Genomic DNA, 12,677 nt, shown 5'->3' with positions numbered 1-12,677 from the left:
CAAATATAAAAATTAATGATTTGTATCAATGAATTTTCCATCTAATACATCCATTAAATAACGTCCATATTGATTTTTCTTTAATACTTCATAAACTTTAAGAACATCTTCTCTTGTAATCCAACCGTTTAAGTATGCGATTTCTTCAAGACAAGCAATTTTTCTGTGTTGGTGTGTTTCAATTGTCTTGATGAAGTTAGTAGCATCAACTAAGCTTTCATGTGTACCTGTATCAAGCCATGTAAATCCTTGACCCAATAATTCAACGTTTAACTCGTTATTTTCGAGGTAAATTCTGTTAAGGTCTGTGATTTCTAATTCGCCACGAGCTGATGGTTTAAGGTTTTTTGCATATTCAATAACTTTATTGTCATAGAAATATAAACCTGTTACACAGTAATTGCTCTTTGGTTTTTCTGGTTTTTCTTCGATAGAAATAGCTTTGCCATTCTTATCAAATTCAACGATACCAAATCTTTCAGGATCGTCTACATAGTATCCAAATACTGTAGCACCTTTGCCGTTTTCAGCATTATCTACAGCAGCTTTTAATCTCTGTTTTAAACCGTGTCCAGAGAAAATGTTATCGCCAAGAACCATAGCAACAGAATCATCTCCGATGAATTCTTCACCGATAATAAATGCCTGTGCTAATCCATCAGGACTAGGTTGTACAGCGTAACTTAAATTTACACCAAATTGGCTACCATCTTTTAATAATTCTTTAAAACGTGGTGTGTCTTGAGGTGTTGAAATGATTAAGATATCACGAATACCTGCATTCATAAGAACAGATAATGGATAATAAATCATTGGTTTGTCATAAATTGGTAATAATTGTTTAGATGTTACCATTGTTAATGGATAAAGGCGTGTACCTGATCCACCTGCAAGAATAATTCCTTTCAATTGTCTTGCCTCCTAACGTTTATCATAAATTTTTTGTGTTCTAAATTAGTATGGATTAAACCATAAGTGTATTATAAAGGGTTACGTTACGTAATGCACAAGCTTTTTACATAAAAAATTAAATTTTGTAAAAAATCCACAAAAATACCCCTGCTAATTCTCTTTTTTATGTGAAATAAATATACATGCCTCTTTAGTAACTCTAAAATTAGGTTTTATTTTTGAGTCAACATAGCTTCTAAATTCTTTATAATTGTCTAGAATATATTGGTTTTGATTGCCATGACAAGATAAAATATATTCTATGATTGGCTCGGATGCATTAATTACAAGCTCATCATTATAAATGAATTTTTCGGTGTTGATAAATGTTTGGTCTAATAAATCCTTTCCATTTTCAAGACCAAATGTTTCGTATAAATTATTAGCAGATAAAATTATGCGGGAATCAAATTCATTAACAAGTTCATTTAATTCATGCATATGATTTTTACTGTAGGTACTGCAAATTAGTTTGCCATTAGGTTTTAACACACGATTGATTTCTAAACATGCATGTTTAAAACTTGTACAATAAAAAAGAACATGATTAGCAATTACAGTATCAAAGGTGTTGTCAGGAAATGGTATTTTTTGACAATCAAAAGCTTTAAAGGTTATATTTTTTTTGATTGATAAAGGTAGAGTCGATAAACATCGACGTGCATCACGAAGCATTCCACGAGAAATATCTGATAAAACAATATTTATATCAGATGGAATTAAATTGGAATTTTCTAACCAAAGAGAACCTGTGCCACAACCGACTTCAAGAATTTTTTCATGTGGACTAAATTTACAATGTTTAAAAATCCATGGGAACCATTTTTCGGTGTTTGTGGAATATTTTTGATGTAAATTAATTCTTGAAGTAATGTTATTTGCATTTTGATACTGAGTTTTTAAACTTGTTTGCATATTAGTTAAATGTATTAGATTAAGCATTTGGCTCCAATCAATGTTTTTGTTTTTTTCAATAACAGAAGTAGTGTCTAAAATGGCTTTTTGTACAAGTTGCATTTGTTCTATTTTATCTTGGATTAATGTTGATTGCAGTTTTAAAGAATTTAATAAAAAATGATAATCGAGATCATTGATTGTTAATTCTTTTATTTCATCTAAAGAAAAACCAAGATATTTAAATAATAAAATTTGTTGCAATTTTGCAAAATCTTCATCTGTATAATAACGAGCCATTGTATTCTTATTAATATAAGAAGGTTTCAATATATTTTGGGTGTCATAATAACGGATGGTGCGTGTTGAAACGTTTGCCATTTTGGCAAATTGTCCAGATGTATAATATTTTGATAAGTCTATATTTACATTATTTTCCTCATTCATTTTTTTATCCTCATTAAAAAATTTATTTTTTATTATAACATTTTTTATTTTAAAAAGTAAAAACTTTTCAAATAGTGTTTACTGTGATAAAATAAACACGTTGAGTTAAATCTCAAAGGTTTATATGATAAATAATTTTAATAGGGAAAAGTAGGAGGACAGACACCATGGATTTTTCTAAAGAGTATCAGAAATGGTTAACAGATTCATATTTTGATGAAGACACAAAAGCAGAATTAAGAGCAATTGAGGGAGATAATGCTGAGATTGAGGACAGATTTTATCGTACACTTGAATTCGGTACAGCCGGCTTAAGAGGTGTAATTGGGGCAGGCACAAACCGTATGAATATTTATACTGTAAGACAGGCAACACAGGGACTTGCAAATTATATTTTATCACAAAACGCTCAGGATAAAGGCGTTGTGATTGCACATGATTGTAGAATTATGTCGCCTGAATTTACACAGGAAGCGGCATTATGTTTGGCAGCAAACGGAATTAAAACATATGTATTCCCAAGCTTACGTCCAACACCAGAACTTTCATTTGCAGTTCGTAAATTAGGATGTACAGCTGGTATCGTTATTACAGCTAGTCATAATCCAAGAGAATATAATGGATATAAGGTATATTGGGAAGATGGTGCACAAATTACTCCTCCACATGATACTAATATAATGGCAGAAGTTGCTAAGGTAACAGATTTTTCACAGGTTAAGACAATGGATTTACAGGCAGCTAAGGACGCTGGTTTATATATAACAGTCGCAGAAGAAATTGATGAGCCATATTTCGCAGAACTTAGAAAACAGTCAATTCATCCAGAAATCATTAAAAAAGTTGCAAAAGATATCAAGGTTGTTTATACACCTTTCCATGGAACTGGTTTAGAGTCAGTACAGAGAGTTTTAAAAGATTTAGGATTTGAAAATGTATACATCGAGCCAACACAGGCAGTAGCAGATGGTAATTTCCCAACTGTTGATTATCCAAATCCAGAAGATCCAAAAGCATGGGAACTTGCACTTAAATTAGCAAAAGAAAAAGATGCAGATATTGTTTTAGCAACAGATCCTGATGCAGATAGATTAGGTGTATACTGTAAAGATACAAAAACAGGTGAATATGTAAGCTTTACAGGTAATATGTCAGGAATGTTAATTGCTGAATATATTTTAAGAGAAAAAACAAAATTAGGTATTATGCCAGAAAATCCAGCTTTAGTTGAATCAATTGTTACAACAGATATGGCTAAGGCAATTGCTAAAGCATACAATGTTAAATTAATTGAAGTTTTAACAGGATTTAAATATATCGGAGAGCAGATTAAAAACTTTGAAGAAACAGGATCAAACAATTATGTTTTTGGTCTTGAAGAAAGTTATGGATGCTTACCTGGAACATATGCAAGAGATAAAGATGCACCTGCAGCTGTTACAATGCTATGTGAAGTAGCAGCATACTGCAAAAATGAAGGTAAAACTTTATGGGATGCAATGATTGATTTATATGAAAAATATGGATACTATAAAGAAGGACTTTCAACTCTAACATTAAAGGGTGTTGATGGAGCTGCTGAGCTTAAAAAATTAATGGATAAGGCTCGTACAAGCAAATTTGCTCAAATTGGAGATTATAAAGTTCTTGCAATTAGAGATTATGCAGATGATACAAGATTAGATATGGAAACTGGTAAAGTTGGAAGCACTGGTTTACCAAAATCAAATGTTTTATACTACGAACTTGAAAATAATGCTTGGTGTTGTGTAAGACCATCTGGTACAGAACCAAAAATTAAATTCTATTTTGGTATTAAAGGTGAGTCTATGGAAGATGCAGAATCTAAACTTGATTCATTGAAGAATGCTGTTAATGAATTATTTCAGTAAAAAAAAATAAAATAGTCACTTTTGTGTGGTTATCTAACGAATGAGGTTAAGTATATGTCAAAAAAAGTAGTGAAAAAAAGAAAAAGAAAAAATAAATTTGTAATATTTGCATTTGAAGTCCTTGCACTTATAGTTTTATTAGTTGTGCTATACGTAGTTAATTTTTTCAATCATGTCCAAGATGGTGGTTTGAAAAAAAGTGAAGTTGCAATTAATAACGAAATTGCGGATGATTCATTTTTCCAAAAAGGACAATATACCAATATAGCGTTATTTGGCTTAGATAACCGCGGAAGTGGTCAATATGAGAACGGTAATTCTGACACAATTATGATAGCTAGTATTAACAATGACAATAAAAAAGTTAAATTAATCTCGGTATATCGTGATACTTATTTGTTAGTTGGAAAAAATAGATTAGCTAAAGCCAATAGTGCATATGCTATTGGCGGTGTTAAGAATGCCGTTAAAACATTAAATGCTAATCTTGATTTAGATATTCAAAATTACATTACAGTAGATTGGGGCGCATTAGTAAAAGCAATAGATGCCCTTGGTGGAATTGATATAGAAATTAGTAGAGCTGAAATGAATAAAATCAACGAGTATACGGTTGAGATTGTTATGATGACAGGAAAGCAAACTACTAAATTGAATACTTTTGGAAAAGTACATTTAGATGGAACACAGGCTACTTCATATGCTAGAATTCGTAAATTAAAAGGTGATGACTATTTACGTTCTTCAAGACAAAGAATTGTTTTGCAGGCAATGCTTGAAAAGGCCAAAATGTCTAATGTGGCTAAGCTTGGAACAATGATTGATAGTATTAAAAATGATATTAGTACATCACTTTCTACAAAGGATATGCTTAGTTTGGTTAGTCATGTAAAAGACTATCAAATTGAATCAACTACAGGTTTTCCATTTAAACTTGGTACACAGAACATAAATGGAGAAGATACAGTTATACCAGCCGAATTGGCTAATAATGTAGTAGAGTTACATCAATATATGTTTGGTGATGACGATGGAGAATACTCAGTATCAAAAAATGTTGAATCAATAAGTAACAGAATTAAATTAAAAACAGGCTATACTTCTAAGAGCAGATATATAGTAGACACCAATAAGTATAATAATACTGCCGGTAATATCAGTACGGTTGGTACTATTGAAAAAAATGAAAAAAGTTCCAAAGAAAGAGAGTAACAAGATGAATAACGAAGTTATTAATAAGATTAAGTCAACCAATCAAAAATATTTAAAAAAAATGATAGATAACATGCCAAGTAAAATAGAAACACAATTGGAGAACATGGATTGGTCGTACCTTGATTTGATTGACCAAGAAGCAAAAGCTAGAGGTTCATTTTCTCCTATTGAGGCAATGGAATTATCAGAGATTGAAGCTAATAAAACTAATTATAAAGCAAAAGGTTTAGAAGCTATTAAAGCTGGTAAAGTTGCGGCTATTTTATTAGCAGGTGGACAAGGAACACGACTTGGTTTTGATAAAGCCAAAGGTATGTTTAATATTGGCGAAACTAAAGAATTATACATTTTTGAACAGTTGATTAATAATATTATGGATGTAACAAATGAAGCAGGATGTTATATACCTTTATATATTATGACTAGTGAAAAAAATGATAAAGATACAAGAGAATTCTTTGAAGAACATAATTATTTTAATTATGATAAGAATTTTGTAAAATTCTTTGTACAAGATATGGCTCCAGCAACGGATTTTGAGGGTAATATTTTGTTAGAGAGTGAAGATTCTTTAGCCATGTCACCTAATGGTAATGGTGGTTGGTTTAATTCGCTTGTGAAAGCTGGATTAGATGAGGAACTTAAAGAGAAAAATATTGAATGGTTAAATGTTTTTGGAGTAGACAATGTGTTACAAAGAATCGCAGATCCTGTTTTTATAGGTGCAACTATAGAGTCAGGTTGTGAGTGCTCTTCAAAAGTAGTTAGAAAGGCTAATTCAGAAGAAAAAGTTGGTGCTCTTTGCTTAGAAAATGGTAAACCATCAATTATTGAATATTATGAATTGACACCTGAAATGGCAGAAGCTAGAAATGAAAAGGGAACATTATTATATGGTTTTGGAGTAACACTTAATTACTTATTTAAAGTTGAAAAATTAAGAGAAATTTCAAAAAATAGTTTATTACCACATATTGTAAAGAAAAAAGTTCCTTATTTGGCTGAGGATGGACAATTGATTAAGCCTGAAGAACCAAATGCATATAAATTCGAATTGTTAATTATTGATATGATTTATATGATGGATAATTGCTTAGGTTTTGAGGTTGAAAGAAATAAAGAATTTGCTCCAGTAAAAAATGCAAAAGGTATCGATTCGGTTGATACAGCAAGAGAATTATTAAAATTCAATGGCGTAAATATTTAAAATATATTTAGTATATAAGGAAGTGAAATTAGTGTACCTGTTTTTGTGTAAGAAGATTAAACCTTAAAAATTAAATGTTTGATCACATAATAAACACAAGCTGTGGGTACACTTATTTTATATACTAGAGAAGCTGATTGAGAGCATTTGAGGAAGGAGAAAAATAGTGGAAGATAGAAAAAATAATCAAGGAAATAATCATGAAAATGGATTGAATTATAATCCAAATATGGATAATTTAAATGGTAATCCATACATTAATAGATCAATGAACCAGGGCTATCCAATGAACCAAGGCTATCCAATGAACCAAGGCTATCCAATGAACCAGGGGTATCCAATGAACCAGGGTCAGCCAATGAACCAGGGCCAGCCAATGAACCAAGGATATCCAATGAACCAGGGTCAGCCAATGAACCAGGGCCAGCCAATGAATCAAGGCTATCCAATGAATCAAGGCTATCCAATGAATCAAGGTCAGCCAATGAACCAAGGCTATCCAATGAATCAGGGCCAGTCAATGAACCAAGGTCAGCCAATGAATCAAGGCTATCCAATGAACCAGGGTCAGCCAATGAATCAGGGTCAGCCAATGAACCAGGGCCAGCCAATGAACCAGAATCAACCAACGAATCAAAAAACAGAAATGATTAAACAAAATGGCAATGAAGATTCGGTAAAATTAAATAAAGATGAAGAAATCGTACAAGAAACTAGAAATGAAATTAATTCTGTAGAAGAAAACAGGGGATTAACAACAAACAATGATATCGGAAATGATACAATAAATAACAATGATATCGATAATGATACAAACAACAATACAAACAACAATATAAACAATAATATAAATAACAATGCTATTAATAATGGAATGGTAAATGATTATACACCAGAATTTAATTCTGGAAATTATAATGGAAACTATAACAAAAAAAACAGGGGCACAAAAGGTAAAATTGCAGCAATTATTGCAATTCCCGTAGCTGTCGGTGTGCTTGTGGCTGGAGTTGTTGCAGGGCTAGATTATAATGGAGTAAGTTTTACATCTAATGGAAATAATGTGAAATTAAGTACTACAAACACAAAAGGAAAAGCAAAGAATTTACAGGATGTATCAGATGTTGTAGATGAGGTTATGCCATCAATTGTTGCAATTACAAACGTACAACAATCATCGTCTGATGATGATTTATATAGTTATTATTTTAGAAGAAGTAGTAAGCCTAAAGCATCTGCAGGATCTGGAATTATAATTAAACAAAATGAAACATATTTATATATTGTTACAAATAAACACGTTGTATCGGATGCATCATCATTAAAAGTTACATTTTGTGACAATTCAGTTGCTCCAGCAGAAATACAAGGACAAGATTCAACTAACGATGTTGCGGTTATAAGAGTTAAACTTTCAGATGTTAAAGGCGCAACATCTAAAAAAATAAAGCTAGCTCAAATTGGAGATTCAAAGAAATTAAATGTAGGAGAACCAACAATTGCAATTGGTAATGCGTTAGGTTATGGACAATCAGTTACAACTGGAGTTATTTCCGCGTTGGGTAGATCTATGAACGGTCAAACTGCAACAGGAGGAGAATCATCTGCTACAAATTTAATTCAAACGGATGCGGCAATTAATCCTGGAAATAGTGGTGGAGCATTATTAAATAACAAAGGTGAAGTTATTGGTATTAACACTGCTAAAACATATGGTGCAGCGATTGAGGGTGTTGGTTTTGCAATTCCGATGGAAGACGTTAAACCAATTGTAGAAAGCCTAATTTCTAATGAAAAAATAAATGAAGATGAAAAAGGATATTTAGGTATTACAGGAAGTAATATTACTGATGATTATAGTACAGTGCTTGATATTCCTAAGGGTGTTTATATCACTGGTGTACAACCAGGAAGTGGTGCAGAAGCAGCAAAAATACAAAGAGGAGATATAATTGTAGGAATTGATGGAACTAAAATTAGTACTATGCAAGAACTACAAAGTAAACTGTCAAAATGTAAAAAAGGAGATAAAGTTAAGCTTAAAGTTTTACATCAAGATGGAGAAGGTTACAAAGAAAGTGAAGTTGAGGTTACTTTAGGCGGTAAAAATCAATAGTATTATTGCATAAAAAAAATATAAATTACATAAAAGTTTTATAAAAAATAATATATGCTCGTTTGGAAATTACAAAAAACATTTGTGTCAATTTCCAAAGCGAGCATATTTACTTGAAAAATACAAAAATTAGGAATATAATCATACCGTTGTTTATTTATGGATAAGAAAATCAACAAGGAGAAGCATTCTAATGAAAAAATTAAAAAATCTAGTATTACAAATGTGCAAATTTAGTGCAGTGGGTACATCGTGTTTTTTAATAGACTATGTATTGATGATTGTGTTCACTGAAGTTTGCAATATGGAGTACCTATTTTCTTGTGCGTTTTCATTCACAATTTCAGTCATAATTAATTATATTTTAAGTATGCAATTTGTATTCCAAGGCAAAGAGGAAATGCATAAGATAATAGAAATTATAATATTTACTTCATTAAGTGTTGTAGGTTTGGGGTTAAATTTATTATTGATGTGGTGTGGAGTAGAATTTTTGGAATTTTCATATATGCATGCAAAAATTTATGCATCACTCATTGTAACCATTTATAATTTCTTCTCTAGAAAACTTTTTCTTGATTCGTCAAAAGAAAAAGAAGTAATAAATTCAACAATAAGAGAAATAACATATAAAGAAATTAATAGATAATCAATTAGCGGGCAAAGGTCACCTTTGTCTGACTTTTTGCTTTTTGATTGTTAAAAAAAAGACAAAAGATGAATTGACATTTCTCCTTTAGTTGAAATTGACGAAAAAAAGACAAAAAATCAATAATATATTATCGATAAAAAAATAGATTTTTTGTAAAAAATAGTGTATTATATGATACGGAGTGATTGCAAAATAATTGACAAACTACTCGAATTAAATCATAATAGTAACATAGTTATTATTGGTTTGAGGAGGCTTTGTTATATGAAAAAAAAGAAAATTGTAATTGCCCTAGGACATGATGCATTAGGAACAACTTTGCCTGAACAGAAAAAGGCAATTGAAAAAACTGCAAAGGCGGTTGTGGATTTTATTAGAGATGATTACCAAGTTGTAATAACTCATAGTAATGGTCCACAGGTAGGTATGATTCATACTGCTATGAATGAATTCTGTAGAATTTATCCTGAATATACTAAGACACCAATGTCAGTATGTTCTGCAATGAGTCAAGGTTATATTGGATATGATTTACAGAATGCAATTCGTACAGAACTTCTTGGAAGAGGAATTTATAAAACAGTTTCAACTATTTTAACGCAAGTTGAGGTTGATCCATATGATGAGGCTTTTTACCATCCAACCAAGATAATTGGTAGAATAATGAATGCGCAAGAAGCGGAAGAAGAAGAGAAAAAAGGAAATCATACTGTCGAAGTAGAAGGAGGCTACAGAAGAATTGTAGCTGCACCTAAGCCTGGCAATATTGTAGAAATAGATGCAATTAGAGCGTTGTCTGATGCTGATCAAGTTGTTATTGCTTGTGGCGGTGGTGGAATACCGGTACTTGCACAGGGACATATCTTAAAGGGAGCAAGTGCTGTTATTGAAAAAGATTTAGCGGCAGGTCGTTTGGCGCAGTTGCTTGATGCCGATAGACTAATAATTTTGACAAGTGTAGATAAGGTTTGCGTCAATTATGGTAAAGATAATCAAGAAGAACTTGATGTTCTTTCACTTGAAGAAGCAAAAGATTTACTTGAAAAAGGTGAATTTGAAAATGGAACAATGAAACCAAAAATTGAGGCGGCAATTGATTTTATTGGCGATTCAGCTATTAAATCAGTGTTAATTACAAAGTTAAATAAAGAGTCAAATTCTATTTCAGGTGGAATGGGAACTTTAATAAAAAAATAATTTGAATCATTATACATTTCTTGTCGAGAGCCGATATAAAAAATGGTAGCTAGAGTTATACTTATGTATAGCGTCTATATAGATACAAATTAACCACAAATGTGGCAAGATATTCAGGAGGATTTTATGTATTATCGCAAAACAAAAATCGTTTGTACATTAGGCCCAGCAGCCAATGATGAAGAAACATTACGTCAGCTTATCGAAGCTGGAATGAACGTAGCACGTTTCAATTTCTCTCATGGTTTACATGACGAGCAGAAGAGTCGTTTAGAAAGATTAAAGAAAGTTCGCGAAGAAATGGGTAAACCAGTTGCAGCTTTACTTGATACTAAAGGACCAGAAATTCGTTTAGGTAATTTCGAAAACGGTGGAATCGTTCTTGAAAAAGGACAGGAATTCACACTTACAACAGATGAGAGCGTTATCGGTACACAGGATATCGTTTCTATCACATATAAAGAATTACCAAGCGACGTTAAAGCTGGAAATCATATCTTAATCGATGATGGTTTAATTGATATGTTAGTATTAAGCGTTGAAGGTAACGAAATTCACTGTCGTGTAGAAAATGGTGGAAAAGTTGGTAACAAAAAAGGTGTTAATGTACCAGACGTAGATCTTTCTATGGAATTCATTAGCCCTAAAGATCATGATGATATTGTATTTGCTGTAGAAAACGGATATGACTTTATCGCAGCTTCATTCGTTCGTACAGCTCAAGATGTTTTAGATATCAGAAAAATCTTAGAAGAGAAAAAAGGTACAGATATCAAGATCATCTCTAAAATCGAAAATATGCAAGGTGTTAAAAACATCGATGAAATCATCGAAGTATCTGATGGTATCATGGTAGCTCGTGGTGACATGGGTGTTGAAATCCCACTTGAGGATGTACCAGTAATCCAGAAGATGATCATTAAGAAAGTAGTTGCAGCTGGTAAAATCGTTATTACAGCTACACAGATGCTTGATTCTATGATTAGAAACCCAAGACCAACTCGTGCAGAAGCTACTGACGTTGCTAACGCTATCTATGATGGAACAGGTGCTGTTATGCTTTCTGGTGAAACAGCAAACGGTGATTATCCAGTAGAAGCTGTTAAGACAATGGCTAAAATTGCTGAGCGTACAGAAAAAGATATCAACTACGTTGAAAGATTAAAGAAGAGATCTACTACTCTTGATAAAGATATCACAGGTGCTATCTCACACGCTACATGTACATTAGCTGCTGATTTAGGTGCTCAGGCTATCCTTACAGTAACTAAATCTGGTCGTACAGTATACGAAGTATCTAAGTATCGTCCACTTGCACCAATCATGGGTGGATGTTTAACAAAGAGAGTATATCGTCAGTTAAATCTTTGCTGGGGTGTACAACCTGTATTACTTCAGGAACAAGAAGATTTAGACAACTTATTCAATCATGCAATTGATGAAGGTAAAGCTTCTGGAATGCTTAATAGCAACGACACAGTTGTAATGACAGCTGGTGTACCACTTGGTGTTTCTGGAACAACTAACCTTGTTAAAGTTCAGAAAGTTGACTAATATATGAATTATGCAGCAGTAAAATACTGCGACATTGCAAATGGTTTAGGTTGCCGGAGCGTATTATTCGTTTCCGGCTGCCGGAATCATTGTAAAGGATGTTTCCAGCCAGAAACATGGGATTTCTCATATGGGAAGCCTTTTGATGATGCTTTGCAGAAAGAATTAATAGATTCATTAAAGCCAGACTATATTAAGGGTTTAACTTTATTAGGAGGAGATCCGTTTGAAGAAGAAAATCAAAAGGATATACTCCCTTTTTTAATAAAAGTAAAAGAGTTATATCCTAATAAAGATATTTGGGCATATACAGGGTATGTTTTTGAAAAAGATTTACAAGTCGGTGGCAAAAAGCATACAGAATATACTGATGAATTAATTAAATTGATTGATGTTTTAGTTGATGGTCCTTTCATAGAAGAACAAAAGGACTTAACGATTAAATTTAGAGGTTCAAGGAACCAACGTGTAATTGATATCAAGAAGACATTAGAGAGTGGCGAAGTAGTGCTTGCAATGGAGTAAGTAATACATTTTGAAATCTGTTGCACA

The 12,677-nt window shown here is 32.1% G+C and carries 10 protein-coding genes; 8 read left to right on the top strand and 2 right to left on the bottom strand.

Features of this window, described 5'->3' with window-relative positions; all coding sequences use genetic code 11:
* Positions 1-12: 12 nt before the first annotated feature.
* Both rfbA and BMY79_RS01150 read right to left on the bottom strand, forming a co-directional pair.
* Positions 13-909 carry a glucose-1-phosphate thymidylyltransferase RfbA gene (gene rfbA, locus BMY79_RS01155; protein WP_022749329.1) on the bottom strand — a complete coding sequence of 299 codons (897 nt, stop codon included), beginning with the start codon at positions 907-909 and terminating at the stop codon, positions 13-15.
* 153 nt (positions 910-1,062) lie between these two features.
* Positions 1,063-2,292: a MerR family transcriptional regulator gene (locus tag BMY79_RS01150; RefSeq protein ID WP_022749330.1), complete on the bottom strand. Its 1,230-nt coding sequence runs from the start codon at positions 2,290-2,292 to the stop codon at positions 1,063-1,065.
* Positions 2,293-2,459: 167 nt separating this feature from the next.
* On the opposite strand from BMY79_RS01150, the gene BMY79_RS01145 reads away from it, so the two are divergent.
* The 8 genes from BMY79_RS01145 to nrdG all read left to right on the top strand — a co-directional run bounded on the left by BMY79_RS01145 (position 2,460) and on the right by nrdG (position 12,650).
* Positions 2,460-4,184, top strand: a complete 1,725-nt coding sequence (locus BMY79_RS01145) for a phospho-sugar mutase (protein ID WP_022749332.1) — start codon at positions 2,460-2,462, stop codon at positions 4,182-4,184.
* Positions 4,185-4,238: 54 nt separating this feature from the next.
* Entirely contained in the window at positions 4,239-5,396 is a 1,158-nt protein-coding gene (locus BMY79_RS01140) for an LCP family protein (RefSeq protein ID WP_074730312.1), read from the top strand.
* Positions 5,397-5,400: 4 nt separating this feature from the next.
* Positions 5,401-6,606: a UTP--glucose-1-phosphate uridylyltransferase gene (locus tag BMY79_RS01135; protein ID WP_074730311.1), complete on the top strand. Its 1,206-nt coding sequence runs from the start codon at positions 5,401-5,403 to the stop codon at positions 6,604-6,606.
* 166 nt (positions 6,607-6,772) lie between these two features.
* A complete protein-coding gene (locus tag BMY79_RS01130; protein WP_083383424.1) occupies positions 6,773-8,722 on the top strand; it encodes a S1C family serine protease in 1,950 nt (649 codons plus the stop codon).
* Between the two features lie 193 nt (positions 8,723-8,915).
* Positions 8,916-9,371, top strand: coding sequence for a GtrA family protein (locus tag BMY79_RS01125; protein WP_022750399.1), 456 nt, complete (start codon positions 8,916-8,918; stop codon positions 9,369-9,371).
* A gap of 267 nt (positions 9,372-9,638) precedes the next feature.
* Positions 9,639-10,571: a carbamate kinase gene (gene arcC / locus BMY79_RS01120; protein ID WP_022750400.1), complete on the top strand. Its 933-nt coding sequence runs from the start codon at positions 9,639-9,641 to the stop codon at positions 10,569-10,571.
* Positions 10,572-10,697: 126 nt separating this feature from the next.
* On the top strand, positions 10,698-12,125 hold the full coding sequence (gene pyk, locus BMY79_RS01115; protein ID WP_034226402.1) for a pyruvate kinase: 1,428 nt from the start codon (positions 10,698-10,700) through the stop codon (positions 12,123-12,125).
* 3 nt (positions 12,126-12,128) lie between these two features.
* Positions 12,129-12,650: an anaerobic ribonucleoside-triphosphate reductase activating protein gene (gene nrdG, locus BMY79_RS01110; protein WP_022750403.1), complete on the top strand. Its 522-nt coding sequence runs from the start codon at positions 12,129-12,131 to the stop codon at positions 12,648-12,650.
* Positions 12,651-12,677: the final 27 nt, after the last annotated feature.

The organism is Lachnobacterium bovis, from assembly GCF_900111325.1.
Classification (GTDB): Bacteria; Bacillota; Clostridia; order Lachnospirales; family Lachnospiraceae; genus Roseburia; species Roseburia bovis_A.
The sequence above is the reverse complement of the archived record's forward strand: the minus strand, read 5'-3'. Positions and strand labels throughout refer to the sequence as shown.

Coding starts and splice junctions, on each gene's coding strand:
- BMY79_RS01150 (WP_022749330.1), bottom strand. CDS start 2,292: ATGAATGAGGAAAATAATGTAAATATAGACTTATCAAAATATTATACA.
- BMY79_RS01145 (WP_022749332.1), top strand. CDS start 2,460: ATGGATTTTTCTAAAGAGTATCAGAAATGGTTAACAGATTCATATTTT.
- BMY79_RS01140 (WP_074730312.1), top strand. CDS start 4,239: ATGTCAAAAAAAGTAGTGAAAAAAAGAAAAAGAAAAAATAAATTTGTA.
- BMY79_RS01135 (WP_074730311.1), top strand. CDS start 5,401: ATGAATAACGAAGTTATTAATAAGATTAAGTCAACCAATCAAAAATAT.
- BMY79_RS01125 (WP_022750399.1), top strand. CDS start 8,916: ATGAAAAAATTAAAAAATCTAGTATTACAAATGTGCAAATTTAGTGCA.
- arcC (WP_022750400.1), top strand. CDS start 9,639: ATGAAAAAAAAGAAAATTGTAATTGCCCTAGGACATGATGCATTAGGA.
- pyk (WP_034226402.1), top strand. CDS start 10,698: ATGTATTATCGCAAAACAAAAATCGTTTGTACATTAGGCCCAGCAGCC.
- nrdG (WP_022750403.1), top strand. CDS start 12,129: ATGAATTATGCAGCAGTAAAATACTGCGACATTGCAAATGGTTTAGGT.